The sequence below is a fragment of the Paenibacillus sp. cl6col genome, from assembly GCF_900102125.1.
GTDB lineage: Bacteria > Bacillota > Bacilli > Paenibacillales > Paenibacillaceae > Paenibacillus_B > Paenibacillus_B suaedae.
Genome location: NZ_FNAZ01000008.1, coordinates 228,506 through 244,577 on the forward strand (window position 1 = coordinate 228,506; position 16,072 = coordinate 244,577).

The 16,072-nt window shown below is 51.3% G+C and carries 12 protein-coding genes; all 12 read right to left on the minus strand.

Annotation, left to right across the window (positions count from 1 at the left end):
- Nucleotides 1-23: 23 nt before the first annotated feature.
- The 12 genes from BLS15_RS20890 to BLS15_RS20945 all read right to left on the minus strand — a co-directional run bounded on the left by BLS15_RS20890 (nt 24) and on the right by BLS15_RS20945 (nt 15,901).
- Entirely contained in the window at nt 24-968 is a 945-nt protein-coding gene (locus BLS15_RS20890) for an intracellular short-chain-length polyhydroxyalkanoate depolymerase (protein ID WP_036667647.1), read from the minus strand.
- The gene (locus tag BLS15_RS20895; protein WP_081819989.1) at nt 965-2,026 is read right to left on the minus strand and encodes a 3-oxoacyl-ACP synthase; all 1,062 of its coding nucleotides are present in this window, start codon (nt 2,024-2,026) and stop codon (nt 965-967) included. The genes BLS15_RS20890 and BLS15_RS20895 overlap by 4 nt, the downstream gene beginning before the upstream one ends.
- The gene (locus BLS15_RS20900) at nt 2,004-2,312 is read right to left on the minus strand and encodes a hypothetical protein (RefSeq protein WP_028533714.1); all 309 of its coding nucleotides are present in this window, start codon (nt 2,310-2,312) and stop codon (nt 2,004-2,006) included. Before BLS15_RS20900 ends, BLS15_RS20895 begins: the two co-directional genes overlap by 23 nt.
- On the minus strand, nt 2,309-3,325 hold the full coding sequence (locus BLS15_RS20905) for a branched-chain amino acid ABC transporter permease (protein WP_028533713.1): 1,017 nt from the start codon (nt 3,323-3,325) through the stop codon (nt 2,309-2,311). Before BLS15_RS20905 ends, BLS15_RS20900 begins: the two co-directional genes overlap by 4 nt.
- A complete protein-coding gene (locus BLS15_RS20910; protein WP_021252604.1) occupies nt 3,325-4,191 on the minus strand; it encodes a branched-chain amino acid ABC transporter permease in 867 nt (288 codons plus the stop codon). The genes BLS15_RS20905 and BLS15_RS20910 overlap by 1 nt, the downstream gene beginning before the upstream one ends.
- A 29-nt stretch (nt 4,192-4,220) precedes the next feature.
- Nucleotides 4,221-4,925 carry an ABC transporter ATP-binding protein gene (locus tag BLS15_RS20915; RefSeq protein WP_090513628.1) on the minus strand — a complete coding sequence of 235 codons (705 nt, stop codon included), beginning with the start codon at nt 4,923-4,925 and terminating at the stop codon, nt 4,221-4,223.
- Nucleotides 4,903-5,676, minus strand: coding sequence for an ABC transporter ATP-binding protein (locus tag BLS15_RS20920; RefSeq protein WP_028533711.1), 774 nt, complete (start codon nt 5,674-5,676; stop codon nt 4,903-4,905). Before BLS15_RS20920 ends, BLS15_RS20915 begins: the two co-directional genes overlap by 23 nt.
- Nucleotides 5,677-5,784: 108 nt before the next feature.
- The gene (locus BLS15_RS20925) at nt 5,785-7,164 is read right to left on the minus strand and encodes a substrate-binding domain-containing protein (protein WP_090513631.1); all 1,380 of its coding nucleotides are present in this window, start codon (nt 7,162-7,164) and stop codon (nt 5,785-5,787) included.
- Nucleotides 7,165-7,306: 142 nt separating this feature from the next.
- Entirely contained in the window at nt 7,307-10,663 is a 3,357-nt protein-coding gene (locus BLS15_RS20930) for an AfsR/SARP family transcriptional regulator (RefSeq protein WP_175460815.1), read from the minus strand.
- A gap of 103 nt (nt 10,664-10,766) precedes the next feature.
- Nucleotides 10,767-12,431 carry a class I adenylate-forming enzyme family protein gene (locus tag BLS15_RS20935; RefSeq protein ID WP_028533708.1) on the minus strand — a complete coding sequence of 555 codons (1,665 nt, stop codon included), beginning with the start codon at nt 12,429-12,431 and terminating at the stop codon, nt 10,767-10,769.
- Entirely contained in the window at nt 12,400-13,581 is a 1,182-nt protein-coding gene (locus BLS15_RS20940) for an acetyl-CoA C-acetyltransferase (protein ID WP_028533707.1), read from the minus strand. Before BLS15_RS20940 ends, BLS15_RS20935 begins: the two co-directional genes overlap by 32 nt.
- Before the next feature lie 340 nt (nt 13,582-13,921).
- A complete protein-coding gene (locus tag BLS15_RS20945; protein ID WP_028533706.1) occupies nt 13,922-15,901 on the minus strand; it encodes a methyl-accepting chemotaxis protein in 1,980 nt (659 codons plus the stop codon).
- Nucleotides 15,902-16,072 lie beyond the last annotated feature (171 nt).

Consider the following 16,072-nt stretch of genomic DNA (forward strand, 5'->3'; position numbering starts at 1 on the left):
TCATCGTCTTCCCCTGTCTCCCTTCAATCTGTATGGCCGGCCGATGCAGTTGACCCGCTAGGAGCCGCTTCTGATGAATCTCTCCCCAAGAAGGACTCGATTGCATGCAGCAGCTGCGGAAGATCGTCAACTAACGGTGAGTGACCGCATCCTGTCAATGGAACGAACTCCGCAATGTCTCCCAGATCAGCCAGCGTCTCTCTCGTCATCGCCTCAGTAATAACTAAATCCTGCATGCCCCGCAGAACCAAAACGGGGGCTGTTATTCGTTTCACAGCCCCGCTTCCCGGAGATGCTTCATGATCAAATACACTCACGTTAAACGTGTTCAGCGCATGATACACGTCCATCAGATTACGCTGCGTCAAAATATCGTCTATATAGGTTTCGTATTTTGCCTCTTCCGGTTGATTCCGATCATAGATAACGGCCTCATACAATTGCTTCATAAATCGGCGATCCCGACGTATGTTTGCAGATTCGATGAGGGTATTGCGAGCCAATGATCGAATACCTTCGATGGTCGTAATCCGGCGCGTAACATCTGGCAGGCCGTTCGATCCGTCCTCATAAAATGGGTAACCACGAGTCGAGACGCTTGCCAGCAGCACTAGCCGCGTTACCTCATCAGGATAAGCGGCAGCATACTCCATTGCCACCCCGCCGCCAGTCGACCAGCCGATGAGGGTGAAACGAGTTAGACCGAGTAAATCGACCCATTGTTTCACATCTGCAGTGAAATCAGACAAGGACTCAATCGGCGTATGATAGGTAGAAATACCAAATCCACGCAGGTCGACCGCATACAGCTTATACCGAGCATCCATCTGTTCCAGCACGACGTCCCAATGACAGGACGAATTCATGTTGCCATGTATCAGCACAACTACCTCAGCGCCGCCATCACGTTCACGGTATCCGAGTGTTTCCCCATTTGGCAATTCAACGGATTTTAAATGAATCTTCATGCTTCGTCCCCCCATCTTAAGGTGAGTGCGCCCCACGCATACCCGATGCCCGCAGCTGCTAATACAACAATGCTGCCCGGTTGAATCAACTTCCGTCTTACGCCTAATTCCAGACATAGAATCGGATCGAATTGACCGATATGACCATAGTCCTCTAAATAAACGGAACGTTCTTCAGTAATCCCTAAGGAGCGCAGCACGAATTCATGTGCGGATCGCTTCATATGAAGCAAGCCGATAAAACCAATATTCGAGACCGTATATCCACTACCCTGAATGGCTTGTTCCACCACCTGAGAGAATCGCTGCATCGACACCGCATCCAGTCGCGACTTCATCCGTTCTGGATCTGGGACTCGGAAGCAAGCCTGACCTTGCGCCAATAGCTCTGCCGTCAATGGCTGCTTCGTTCCCCCTGCTTGAATGATGACATCCTGCGCAAATGATCCATCCGTAATAATTGCTGAATCCAGCACCTCTGGATACGAAGGGCCAGCCCCACGCTGGAGCAGCATCGCTCCGCCGCCAGCACCCAAGTTCGCCATGAAGCGAGTGTTCGGATCCGTTAAGTCAATCAGGTCGCCGTTGCGATAGCCGCCAGCAAGCAGCACAGTGCGAATACGAGAATCCCCCAACATCATCGACTTCGCTGTCCGAACAGCCATAATTGCCGTACAGCATCGGGAGCCCATATCGAAGCCCCACGCATTTACAGCTCCAATCTCATGCTGCAGTTGAAGAGCCGCCGTCCATACCGGGTATTCCTTGTATTCTTCACCGATATATATAATGAGATCAATTTCCTCAGGCGCGATCTGGGCACGACGAATCGCTTCCTTCGCTGCTGCAACCCCCATCGCGCAGGGATGATCATCAGGCCCTGGGACAGGCTTCTGCCGGATGCCCAGCTTCGACTCCACAATATGCTGAGGAATGCCTGACGCTTCTGCAATATCGCCGCTAGTCATTTTCTGATCAGGGATGTAAGTTCCTACGGACAACAGACGGACGATCGACTGTTCATTCTTTTCTCTTTCATTCATTCCGTTCTCGTTCATGCGCGTCATTCCCCCGCTTCATCATCAGCTGCATATAGCCAACCGCTTCCTCCCATGAAGCAACGGTCTGCTCTTCCTGGCCCTGTACATAGGTAATTCGGATTCGCCAATCGTCCAATCCCTCGGTCTCCTGCCGTATCCGGCAGCGGACGACAAAGGAACCGACCACAGAGGTATCCTCAACCAAATGATGTCGATTGTCCTGATTTCGACTGTCATGAGCCTCCAAGTGCACATCCTCTTCCAAGTGCTCCGCAGCCGAGTCCTTCTGCCTGCGAGAAGTCATCCTGCCTCCTCCTTCCCATGCCGTGATGCTGTTTCCGTAGGAGACGAAGAGGCTCTCCTTCCTCTCCGCTTCATCCACCACATTCGGAGCGTTCCGGTTATGCCTGCTGGGAAGATGAGCACGACGACAATGTAGAGAAGGCCAAAGAAAATAATCCATCTCTCGAATATGGGGTGGAACTTAGCCAGCTCAGTTAGGCCATGGTGCGCCCATTCAATAATCGCTGAGCCAATAATCGCCCCAAATAGCGTCCCAACGCCGCCAATAATCGTCATCAGAAGCGCGTTCAAGGTCATATCCATCGCGAACACCGTCGTATTGACGAATCGCAGTGTCAGCACATACATGGATCCGCTAATGCTGGCGACTACACCTGCGACTACACTTGCAAACACCTTGTAGTGGATGATCTCATAGCCGAGCGAAGCGGTTCGCTGCTCATTTTCACGTATCGCCATCAACACACGACCGACGGGGGATTGCGTGAACCTTCTGAGCAGCATATAGATGACAACCATCACAGCGAGCGATACCATGTACAGCACCGTCCGATCCTTTAGCTCCGAGGGAATCGGGAACGTGAAGCCGTCATTTCCTCGCGTCAGAGACCTCCACTTCTCCGCCAAGACAAGCAGCAATCCGGAAAAGGCCAACGTAAGCATTGCGTAAAAGTGATTCTTCAAACGCAAAGACAACATGCCTACCAGATAGCTGAGCAGCGCCGACAAAATCACACCTGCTGCAATCGACAGCAGCAAGACTCCGATGTTGGCCCCCATCCGATCAAGCATGACACCAGTTGCGTACGCGCCAATACCGAAGAACATACAATGACCGAATGAGACAATGCCTGTATAACCGAGCAAGATGTCGTAACTCATCGCAAAGACGGCGAAGATGCAAATTTGCGTCATAATAATGAGGAAGCTGCGCGAGTCATTGATCCACGGCAGCACGGCAAGTCCAATGACGAGCAGAAGGAACCATTTCGTTCCGATGTTTATATGTCTCATTACGCTCCCCCCTTCGCCCCGAACAAGCCTGAAGGCTTAATGAGAAGGACGACCACCATCAACAGCATATTGCCTGCAAGCGACAAGTCCGGCACATAATAGGCCATAAATGCTCCCGACAAGCCAACTAACAGTGCAGCCAGTGCAGAGCCTTGGATGCTCCCCATGCCGCCAATGACAACGACGATGAAGGCAAGAATGGCAAATTGCATGCCCATTTCGGCAAAGATCACTCCTGAGTATGGAGCAAGCAGTACGCCTCCCAGTGCCGCCAGACCTGCCCCAACCATAAATACAAGCGTGAATACACGCCGAATCGGAATGCCTAGCGCTTGAACCATTTCCGGATTCATAACGCCTGCGCGCACGATTAGACCAATCTTCGTACGCTTCAATATGAACAATAATCCGCCGTACACGAGCACACCAATTACGATGATGAAGATTCGGTATTTAATTAGAATCACTCCGCCAACTTCCCAGCTTCCGCTGAGTATAGGCGGGGCATCCGCCTTAAGTGGATTCGGGCCGAATACAACTTTGAGCAATTCACTTAACACGAGCATAACGCCTAGCGTGACCAGAATCTGCTGCACATGATTGCCGTACACGGGCCGAATGACAATGCGTTCCATCATGAAGCCAAGCAGCATTCCAACAAGAATTGCCCCCACAATCGCCAAGACGAATGAGCCCGTTGCCGCATACAACCACACCCCGCTATAGGCACCCCAGGCAAACAAGCCGCCGTGCGCGAAGTTGAGCACGCTCATAAGTCCGAATATAAGTGTCAGCCCCGACGCGAGCAGGAAGACGAGCATTCCGGTCGCAAGCCCATTAACAATCAGATTGATGAACCCGTTCAATACATACTCCCTCCTCTTTGGCGCATCGGTTACGCAATGCCCAAATACTTCCGCCGTGTCTCCTCGTCGTAACGCAGTTCATCCATCGTTCCTGCCTTCACGACGCGCCCTTCGTCCATCATGTAGTACGCGCTTCCAATGCGGCTTGCCATAAGGAAGTTCTGCTCAACTAGGAGCACGGTCGTCTTCTCCTTCATCTGCTGGATAGCTTCCATCAGCTTCTCCACCATAATCGGGGCAAGCCCTTTGCTAGGTTCATCGATGAGGAGCAATTCATTGTCGTTCATATATGCCCGAGAGATCGCCAGCATCTGCTTCTGCCCTCCGCTCAAGAGCCCACTCTTGCGGTTCCAGAAGCGGCGCAGATCTGGGAACAGCTCCATGGTCCATTCCAGCCGAGCAGCAGCCTCTTTGCTATTCCCTCTCATCGCAATACGCATCGTTTCTCCTACCGTTAGATCCGTGAAGATTCCCTGATCCTCTGGAACATACCCGACCCCTTTGCGAGCAATAAGATGTGTCGGAAGCTGATCCAATCGTTCTCCCTTATAGTGGATTTCTCCCTTGGATGCCGGATTCAATCCCATAATGGAACGCAGTGTCGTCGTCTTGCCCGCCCCATTGCGGCCAAGCAGTACGGTAATCCCACCAGCCTTCACTTGGAAGGTGACCCCTTGCAAAATGTGAAACTGTCCGATATACGTCTCAATTTCATTCACCTGCAGCAGCGTCATCATACAACCCTCCCAAGTAAGCAGACTGTACCAATTCATTATTCATAATCTCATCCGGATGACCATCTGCAAGCAGCTTCCCATTAAACAGAACGGCGATCGTATCGGATAAATCCAGAACCATCTCCATCTTGTGCTCAATCAGTAATATCGTTCGATCTTTGGCATCCTTCACCCGACGGATCACTTCCATAATCGCTGGAACCTCTTCCACCGATATGCCAGCCGTCGGTTCATCGAGCAGTAGAAGCGACGGCTGGAGCGCTAGCAGCATCGCTAGCTCCAGCTTGCGCTTCTCTCCATGCGCCAAATGCTTCGCTGTAGCACCGCCTCTTCCTCCAAGCAGCACCATTTCGAGCCAATGCTCCGCTTCTTCTTCAAACTGACGATACGCTCGTAGTGATCGATACCAATTCATGCGAACACCATGTCTGGATTGGACAGCAAGCCGTACATTCTCCATCACCGTCAGATTGGGGAATACATTCGTGATCTGAAAGGATCGCCCCATCCCAAGCCTTGTCCGTTCGAATGGGGGCAGCAACGTCACGTCGCGCCCCTCGAATTGGACCTGGCCAGAAGTTGGCCGCAGCTCGCCGCTTAACAAGTTGAACAAGGTCGTCTTACCTGCACCATTTGGGCCAATGATTGACTTGAAGCGATTACGCTCAACGGTGAGGTTCACTTCCTGTACTGCGATATGTCCGCCGAACGCAATCGTCAAATCTGTTGTGCTCAAAATCTTATCCACCGCTTGGGACGAATGGGAGCGGCGAGCTCTATTCGTCCCCTGTTCAATCGGCAGCGACTCGGCCGTCCTGAGGTTGTTCTCCGCTCCGCTCATGTCCCGACCTCCTAGTTAACGTTTGTTGTGAATCGGCGGTGCCGTCTCTTCTGGCGACAGTTCACGGATAAGTACAGGAACCGGATAATCGGTACCATCCTTCTTCTCCAGCTTCACCGCATACATCGTCTGCAGTGCTTGGTGATCCTCCGCTCGGAACGTCATCTTGCCCTTCGGCGCATCAAATGTCATTCCTTCCATCGCTGCAATCAGCTTGTCGGCAGTCGTATCCCCGCCCGTCTTCTTCACCGCTTCCACGATCGCGATCGCTGCTGACATGCCTCCAGGTGTGAACAAATCTGGCAAATCTCCATTGAATCGCTTCGTATGTTCTTCTACGAGCCATTTATTCACATCATTGCTCGGAAGTGAATGGTAGTACACCGAGAAGCCTTCCATCCCCTCCAGCTCCTGCATTGTCTTCAGAGCCGCGATATCTGGAGCTCCAGTAGACAGTTTGATGCCTTGCTCCGTTACCTTCATATCCTTAAGCTGCTTCCACGGCGTATTCGCTCCCGCCCATACTACGAACAAGTAATCCGGTTTTGCACTTACAATTTTCTGAATGTTCGCGGTAAAATCTGTTGCAGTAGCGTCCGCGTACTGCTCTTCTACAATTTCCGCACCAAGCTTGATCGCTGCTTCCTTGAACGCCTTAATGCCATCGCGGCCGAACGCGCCATCCGGTGCGAACGTTGCAATCTTAACGCCCTGCTTCGCTATCGCCGCCGCGCCTGCAACCGCGTCCTGCGAGGAATTGCGTGCAGTGCGGAATACGTATTTGTTCCACAACTCGCCTGTAATGCTATCCGCAACAGCCGGCTCGACGACCATAATCTTCTCGTATTCCTCAGCAAGCGGAAGAACCGCTAATGTATCCCCTGAGCTGGATGAACCAACAAGGAAATCAACCTTATCGGTTTCAAGCAGCTTGGTTGCCTTCTTAACAGCTACGTCCGGCTTCGTTTCTGTATCTTCTACAATGAACTCAACTGGCCGTCCATCAATCGTCTTCGTACCTTGTGTGGCATAGTCGATGCCAAGCTCGAATCCGCGAACCGTCTGTTTGCCGTAACTTTCAAGCGCCCCCGACATGGAAGCAAGCACTCCGATCTTGATTGGCGTCTTATCTCCATCGGACGATTTCTTCTCTTCCGTTTGATTATTCTTGTTCTCTGTCGATGCTGCACCATTGTTCTCTTGCTTCGCGGAGTTCCCTCCCGCATCACTTCCACTGCTTCCACAAGCAGCTGTCAGCAGCAGGAGCAAGGACATGAAGCTGAGCAGCAATAGTCTTGACATCTGTATGCGAACCGCCCGTTGCTTATCATGGCTGCGATGCAATTGTTGCTTCTGATTGCTTGTTTCACGAATAAATAACTGTGTCATAGACACCAAAAACCCCCTTACGAATCATTTCCCATTCATCATAAGAGGGTATAGTTACAAATGAGTTGCATCGGTTAGGAAACCGCAGCACGACATACTGCCAGCTTAATCAACAGATAAGCAAGCAACATTCCGCAGCAGTACCCTCTTACTCGTCATCTCTCAGTATTACACTCGATATGTCCCGAACAAGTTCTCGGATATCCTTCATCGGCTCGATCCCTAGCTCTTCCTCCAACGCCTTTCGGCATTTGTTGTACCAGCGCAAAGCTTGATTGCGATTGTTCATTTGAAGATGACAAGCAATCAGGATTCGGTACGCCTCTTCCCAGCAGCGATCTTTCGCTACAATCGATTCCGCCCAGCGGATCGCCTTGTCGAAGGTATTCATAGCCGCATAGTGGCCAGACAATCTCTCTGCTCCACGCATGAACAACACTTGCAAGCGTTCCCGTTCCTCAATGCACCAATCCTCGTAACGGCGTTCAGGCATATAGTCGCCTTCATAGATAAGGAGTCCTTCTTCCAGCAGTTTTATTGCCTGCTCCACATCGCCAGCTTCAAGCCCTTGTTCGATCGCCATCTCGAAGCGATTGGCGTCGAGCACCCAGCCCGCAGTCGGATTCAATTGATAGGTGCTTCCCCGTCTAATGATGTAATAAGGGTTCGAACGAACACGACGATGCGGTTCCAAGGCCGTATTCAAGGCATTTAGCGCCACCTTGAAGTCTCGATTGGCCGCCTTCTCCTCTGATTGAGGAAACAGAGAATCCAGCAGTTCTTCCTTCGTCAACGAACGAGTCCGTCTAGTCACCAGAAGCTGGAACAGCTCTTTTGCCTTGCCACGCTGCCAGTCTTTGTCCGACAACTCAATATCGCCAAGCTGGACGACAAAATTCCCAAGCGTATGTATATACAAGGTATACCCAGGGTGGTACGTAAGCTGATCTAGTCCTAATTCCGTAAGCATCGTCGATGCGTAGGAACGGCAAATATCAAGTCGTACCGCTTCAATAAGCAGCGGAATGAGCTGCTGCGTGTCGCTCGGCCCGAACAATGTACGCCGCGTGATCAGGAACGAGTAGCCTTCCCGCTCCGTCCGCGCCAAAAAGCGCTCCATCGCAACCGCGAACTTGCTGTCCTGCTCTGTCCGATAGGCGCATAATGCGAGCCACATCTCAACAGCAGCGCTGCCGAATCCATCACCGCAAGCGAGGAAACGTTCACTACATTCACGGAAAACATCCTCGGCTTCGGCATACCGATTCGCGTTGAACAGTGCAATGCCCATGCTCAGCCTAATTAGCGAGGTGAGCCAGCCATCATTCGCGAATTGCGTCTTCTCCCAAGCACTATGCCCGTATCGTAGAGCCGTATCCGTTGACCGAGCTCTGCCGAAGAGCAAGCAGAGTCCCATATATGGCTCAGCGCTGCCGCGCTTCACTTCCAGCCGTTCCATGATTGACAGCGCCGCCTGATAGCAATCAGCAGCAACCTTCGCATCATACTTCCCAGTCAACTGCGCAGCATGCCCCATTCGCATCCATCCGCAAGCCTCTACGAAGGGCGCCTTGAGGCGAATGCCCTGCATCATTCCCGCTTCTGCCGCCTCCTTCGCCGCAACTGGCTCTCCGCACATACTGCTGATAAGCGAGAGCAGCAGATCAATCTCGCGGTGCGAGCGGGATAATGTCTTGGAATGGTAACTAAGCCCGCGGAAGATCGAACCCTGTTCCTGTTCCATCATCTGGGCATGCATTAGCTTCGACTTCGCCTTGTGCAGTCTGCCGGTGCGGAGGAACAACCGCGCTTCAAGCAGCCAGTCTCTTCCCTCTGCGTGAATATGAATAGCCCGATCGTACCAGAGCTGCGCTTCTGTTCCTCTGCCCGCATTAAGCATATTTTCAGCCATCAATGTATATAAGCGGCCAAGACGCTCACGCTCGCCCGTTCGAACCCTTCCACCTGATTCATAGCTTGAATGCCGCAAGTGAACGCTTTCAATTCGATCTACATGCATGATCCGGCCTCCATAGAGCGACTCTGCAATTGCAATCGCACGCTCCAGCAGAGGCTCTGCCTTGCCAGGTTGTATCGTATCCAGAAATAAGAGAGCTTGCCCTTCAAGGGCCATCATCTGAACAATGCGATTGCTGGCACTATCTGCTTCATATTCGGCTATGCGGTATTGGGCTGACGCCTCTTCATACTGGCAGCGATAACGCATAATATCCCCATGCAGCACATGCAAATATGGGTATCTTCGCTTCGTACGCTCTGGAATCGTCAGCAAGGAGGCATGGACGAATTCCAAATGACCGCCCTGTATCAACTCTTCGCCCCCATCCTGCAGCAGCAGTGCCGTCTCTTCGCCATCCTGCAGAACCATCGCTTGTGCCATCGCCAGATCATAGCGGCCGCGCGATGCGAAGATGTGAATGGCCTGCTTCGCCAAAGACACGTAACGATCATGCTGTCTTCTCAACTGATCGAGCAGGAATTCACGGAACAGGGCATGATAGCGGAACTGCTTGTCATCGACTGCTGACAAGAAGCCGCTGCCGCACAGCTCAAACAACAGCGCATGTGAACCGCTTCGCCCGCATACGGCATCACACCAGTCGCCGGTAAGCTCGTCAAAGATACTCGTCTCCAGCATGAAGGAGCGCATCGACAAAGATTGCTTCTGGAACAGCTCCAATGCCAGAAACTGGAACAACTCCTCCATCGTATCTCTTGGCGCCCGCAGAAGTTCTTCTAGCGAGCCATTGGAGGACAGCAGCCGCTGCCATATAAGCTGTACCGCAATAATCCAGCCTTCCGTCTGCTTATAGATACGCTCAAGCTGCTGCTTCGTAAGCGGGTACCCGTAATAATCGCTGTACAACACTTCAATTTCTTCTTCATTGAATGCAAGCTCTTCCTTGCCAATTTCCAGTACATGGCCTCGAATGCGCAATGCAGCTAGACCATCCCATTGAGGCTTGGCGCGTGAGGAAATGACGATGCCCATCTTGTCGCAATCAGGCAAATAGGACACAACATACTGCATCCATTCGTCAATGCTTGTAGTCGGTTCGACGAGGTGGTAATCATCAATGATTAATATCGTCCGTTCTGAAAGCGATACCAACTCATTCAAAAATAAGTCTGCCAAGGCAATGATATCTTCACTGCTGTTCCGATTTCCACCGCTGTGCAGCTCAGCAAGCAGCGATTCCCCAAAATCGGGAACCGATTGCCGCAACGTATAAATGATATGGGATACAAATGGGATAAAGTCATTGTCTTGGGGAGATGCTCCGTACCATGCATACGTCATGTCCGAGGAGCGCAAATAGGCGGACAGCGCCGTCGTCTTGCCGAATCCCGGACCAGAGGTCAATATGGTGAGCGGGAAATCTGTAATGCGGGTTAGCACTTTAGCAAGACGAGGACGGTGGAGCAGCTGCTTCTTCAAAGGGGGCGGCATTAATTTCATTTTAAGCACGCGGCCTTCTTTCATGCAGAACCTCCAATTCCTCTATTTTCCAATGTTGTCCTGTATATTGTATCACAGTTATACCTGCTTCAAGCACTTTTACAAAAAAATGAGCGGCTGACCTCGGTCAACCGCCAAACCATGCTTTCATTGCCTTTTTGTCCAGCTTGCCCACTACTGTCTTAGGAAGCTCTTCAGTGAGAATAAAGCGCTTGGGCACTTTATACTTCCCAATCCTCGCTTGACAGTATTGCTTGAGTTCTTCTTCCGTCAAGGAGGAGATCTCTCCTGTACTGACAGCAGCAACGACAACTTCGCCCCACTTCGAATCTGCTATGCCAAGCACAGCTGCTTCCATTACCTTCGGATGACTCTCGAGAATATGCTCCACTTCAAGCGGATATACATTCTCTCCTCCGGTAATAATCATATCTTTCTTCCGGCCTACAATATAGTAATAGCCGTCCTCATCCCTTCGAGCCAGATCCCCCGTCAACAGCCATCCATCCTGCATCGTCTCTTCCGTTGCCTGCGGATTGTTCCAATAATGAGAGAACAAATGACCTCCTCGAAGCACCAGCTCTCCGACTTGACCTGCTGCCAGCACGCGCCCGTCAGATCCAATAATCCTTGCCTCTCCGAGCAGCATCGGCACACCTACCGATCCGGGCTTCATTCTAGCCGCTTCCGGCTCGATTACGAAATTGTTTGGACCAGACTCTGTCGCGCCGTATCCTTCCTTGAAAGGCAAGCCTCTAACATGAAATGCTTCATATACGGATAATGGACACGGAGCACCTCCCGAGAGAAAGGTTCGCATATCCGGAAACATATCATTTCTAAATAAATCGCACTGAACGAGCAGATGATACATCGTCGGCACCATTAACACAATCGTACAACGTTCTTCCCGAAGGAGTCGGATCATGTCATCCGCTTGGAAATTGCGCACGAGCACGACCGTTCCCCCAGCCATAAGTACAGGGAATGTCAGTGCATTAATGCCTCCAGTATGGAACATAGGCAAGATCGTCGGCGTAACGTCCGATTCGTTCAACTGCCAGCTAATTACCGTGTTCGCCGCATTCCAGAATACAGAGCCATGCGACAGGACAACCCCCTTCGGTTTCCCTGTCGTTCCCCCGGTATAGATCATGAGCCATGGATCATCGAGGCAGATTGCTTCCTGTGCCAATATGTCACGAGGTTGTGCAAGCTCATCTGCCGTTGCCCCGGCTGCAATCTCAGCAGCTGCATCCTCGATTGCATTGACTGTCGAACTCCCCGGCTGTTCACATTGGAGCTCCGCCTGTTCATGCAGCAGCGCAGACACATCCAATACTTCTACGCTTCTTTCTTGTAATGCTTCAGATAGAGCAGCAAGCGAAGGAACCGTTCGATCATAGAGCAGCACCTTCGGCGAACAGTCCCGTACAATTTCATGCAGCTCTGCTTCCGCGAGCCTCCAATTCATTGGGGCGGCAATCGCGCTCAACAGTCTGCAGGCAAGCAGTGCATCCAGCATCTCAGCCTGATTTAGCAGCAGTACAGCAACCCGATCCCCAGCGCTAACACCATGATGCTGCAGTACTAACGCCAACTGCCTTGCACGGCATGCAAGCTCTCGATACGTGTATCGATTCCCTGTATGAGCGTCTACGACCGCGACTTTATCCGGCGTCTTCTCGCAGCGATGCTCGAACCAGTATGCAGCACTGTCCACCGTTTCAAAGCTTCGCCATGAATGCTGTCGTTCCGATTCAGCTCCGTTCGACGATGACAGCGACACCATGACCGCCTCCTACACAGAGCGCAGCCGCGCCGTATTTCACCTTTCTTCGCTCCATCTCGTGAAGCAGTGTCACAAGCACTCTTGTCCCGCTGGCACCAATCGGATGTCCGAGCGCAATCGCGCCTCCGTTCACATTGACGATCTCTGTATCAATGCCCAGTTCCTCGGTAACAGCCAGCGCCTGTGCCGCAAAAGCTTCATTGATTTCGAACAGTTCAATATCCTGCATGCGCAGGCCTGCCTTCTCAGCAGCCTTCCGCAGCGCAGATACAGGTCCGAGTCCCATCCATTCCGGCTCCACGCCTACTGCTGCATAACCGCGCACCACCGCAAGGGGGGATAAATTACGCTTCACAGCTGCTTCCGAGCTGCACAAGATAACAGCAGCTGCCCCATCATTAATCCCGGACGAATTGCCCGCTGTAACTGTGCCATTGCTAAGGAAGGCAGGTTTCAGTTTGCTTAAATTGTCCATGGTCATGCCATGGCGAGGGTGCTCATCCGTATCCACCGTCCGGAATGCCCCCTTGCGTTCAGGTACTCGGATTGGAACGAGCTCAGCTTCGAATCTTCCTTCACGCATCGCTGATTCCGCACGTTGTTGGCTCTTTAGTGCAAATGCGTCCTGCATGTCACGTGTGATATGATAGCGTTCCGCTAATTTCTCTGCGGTAATGCCCATTGGCTGCTGTAGAAAGGCACAGGTCAGTCCATCATGCAGTACAGTATCCAACAGCTCCCCGTGCCCGTACTTATATCCCTGTCTTGCCTGCTTGAGTATATAGGGAGATTGGGTCATATTCTCCATTCCGCCAGATACGACGATATCTGCATCACCCGTCCTGATGTTCTGTGTCCCCAGCATGACAGCCTGCAGCCCTGATCCACAGACTAGGTTGACCCCCGTCGCTGGTGCATGGATAGGGATGCCCGCCTGTAAAGCCGCTTGTCGTGCCCCATTTTGCCCAACTCCAGCTTGCAGCACCTGTCCCATCCATACTTGATCCACATGTTCTCCCATGATGCCAGCGCGGCTGCAGGCCTCTTGAATAGCAGCTGTGCCCAGTTCCACTGCAGTCACATCCCGATAATTGCCTTGAAATGAACCGATTGGCGTGCGTGCCGCACCCATTATCCACACTTCATTCATCTATTCCACCCCACGTTCAGGATTTATGGCTGCCGCTTGCAGATATGTCCTGCAATGTTCAGAGGCTAACCCCCTCCCCAAATGCCCGTTCACCCGCAAGCCTGTATATCCACCATTTCCAGTAAACGCGATGACAGTTGCAAATCAGTTGCATAACGGTACAGACATGAACGCACTCCATGACCTTGCTCTGCACATGGGCTATTTCGAAATGGATGCTGCTGGGAAGAAGTGAACCGATAGGACAACAAAAAAAGCACTCGAACCGCGGCGCGGTTCAAGTGCTCTCCGTTATTTGTATATCTATATGCATCCGTAACGCCGCACCTAGCAAGGCAAGCTATGCCTTGAACTTCGCAGACAACTGCTGCAAATCATCAGCAATGGTAGCCAAGTGGTTCGCGTACGAAGCCATTTCCTGCATGGCTGCATTTTGCTGTTCACCCGCTGCCGCCACATTTTCCATTTCAAGCAGCGTTGTATTAGTCATTTCACTCGCTTCATCGAACGAAGTGATCATCGTACCATTGGCACTAGTGAGTTGAGTGCTCATTTGTGCAATATGACTCAGTTGTACGTTCATTTCATCAACTGCCGCGAACATGTCGGCGAAGCTGCTCGTCACCGTCTTCGTCACCTGCTGACCTTCCTCTACCGAGGCTGAACCGTTCTGCATTGCTGTCCATACCGCTTCAGAACGTTCATGAATATGCTGAATCATGCCTGTAATTTGCCCAGCCGCTTCATTCGTCTGCTCTGCCAGCTTGCGAACCTCATCAGCTACAACTGCGAATCCACGGCCATGCTCGCCCGCATGTGCAGCTTCAATCGCCGCATTCAGGGCAAGCAGCTTCGTTTGTGCAGACAACTCTTGAATGAATACGACAATACGGCGAATATGCTGAGACTGCTCAATCAACTGCTCCGTTTCCTTGGTCGCCAACTCTGTATGTTCTGTAATTGCATTCATTTGCGAGCGTACACTGCTCAACGCCTGCTCTCCTCGTACTGCCCATTCACTCATATCATTAGCAGCCTCAGAGGACAGATTAACCAGTTCGGTAACTTCCTTCAACTGGCGGCCTGACTGATGCGCATCAGAGCGAACCGCTTTGAGACGATCATTAAGGAGGGATGATTGTGCAGACACCTCCTGATAAGAGGCAGCAACCTGCTGCAGGGACGCTACATTCTCTTCTGTATTAGCGGAGAGCTCTTCAGCAGAAGCTGCAACCGTCTCGGACACTTCGCGAATGCGAAGCAGAACATCAGTCAAGGACTGTGCCATCGTGTTGGAGTTTTTCTCCAAGCGTCCAATCTCATCGCTGCGATCCGACTCCGGAATCCGTTCTGTGAAGTCACCCGCAGCAATCCGTTCCGTCAGCTGCTGCACGCGGAGAACGGGACGAATAATACTCTTTACAAACCGCCATAAAAATAGTCCCATTAATGCGATAAGAACGACTAGGAAGATGGATGCGACAATAAAAATGTAGTTGGCTTGGCTGTTGATTTCCGACAAGGCGATGACCGAGACGATGTTCAGTCCCATTTTGTTGCGTTTGTCGTAACTGACGAACTCATTTCTTCCTGCCGCATTCGACTTATATGAGCCGTTGTCTTTCGCTGTGGCAAGCTCTCCGTACGTAGCTTCGTCCAGAACCGTCCCCTGCTTGTACACCGGATGCGTTACGACCTGATTATCCTTGTCAACCAGGCTGATATAACCGCTTTTCCCTACTTTGTATTTCTCTACAGCCTTGTTAATCCGATCGATTGCCACATCAATGGCAACAACTCCATTCTTCCCTGGGAGCTCTTTAGCGAACGTAACTACCAAATCATTCGTTATCGCATCGCGATACGGCTTCGTCACAATTACTTTCCCAGCACTTTTCTTTGCCTGCTGATACCAGTCCCGCTTCATCGCATCAATCGTCTCATCACTGTCATTAGAACTGTGTATGTATTGATTATCTACAAAGACATATGCCGCATATATATTCTCAATATCTTTGGCAATCTCCAGCATCCGATCATGGATCCAGTCCTTTTGTTGCGAATTCTTACTAATGCTGTCAGCCAGGCTGTTTACCGTATAGGCATTTGAATCATACATGTCATCCAGCATACCGACAATGGATTGGGTAGCCCCATTCACTTGATTGTAGACCATGTCTTTCGTATTGCTTGCTGCCGTACCTGTCAGGATAATGATAAGAATAATCGTAGGAACGACAATAAATAACGCAAGTAAGCATATTATTTTCTTTTGTAAGGATTGTTGTATTCCTGTAGTCCACTGAATAAACCTCTTCATGTTGACACCCCTTTGCTTGCCAAGTCTCGTTGCCAAAATACGTTTGGTATATCGGTATAAAACGGTAAAAGTTTATACATTGTTACAAAATCAACATATGGTAATTAACACCATATCATCCTTGTATCCTCCCGTATCGCTTCCTTTCCCTTGTGCACCCTGGTGTACGAC

Coding starts and splice junctions, on each gene's coding strand:
- BLS15_RS20895 (WP_081819989.1), bottom strand. CDS start 2,026: ATGAACGAGAACGGAATGAATGAAAGAGAAAAGAATGAACAGTCGATC.
- BLS15_RS20915 (WP_090513628.1), bottom strand. CDS start 4,925: ATGACGCTGCTGCAGGTGAATGAAATTGAGACGTATATCGGACAGTTT.
- BLS15_RS20935 (WP_028533708.1), bottom strand. CDS start 12,431: ATGGTGTCGCTGTCATCGTCGAACGGAGCTGAATCGGAACGACAGCAT.
- BLS15_RS20905 (WP_028533713.1), bottom strand. CDS start 3,325: ATGAGACATATAAACATCGGAACGAAATGGTTCCTTCTGCTCGTCATT.
- BLS15_RS20900 (WP_028533714.1), bottom strand. CDS start 2,312: ATGACTTCTCGCAGGCAGAAGGACTCGGCTGCGGAGCACTTGGAAGAG.
- BLS15_RS20930 (WP_175460815.1), bottom strand. CDS start 10,663: ATGAAAGAAGGCCGCGTGCTTAAAATGAAATTAATGCCGCCCCCTTTG.
- BLS15_RS20890 (WP_036667647.1), bottom strand. CDS start 968: ATGAAGATTCATTTAAAATCCGTTGAATTGCCAAATGGGGAAACACTC.
- BLS15_RS20940 (WP_028533707.1), bottom strand. CDS start 13,581: ATGAATGAAGTGTGGATAATGGGTGCGGCACGCACGCCAATCGGTTCA.
- BLS15_RS20945 (WP_028533706.1), bottom strand. CDS start 15,901: ATGAAGAGGTTTATTCAGTGGACTACAGGAATACAACAATCCTTACAA.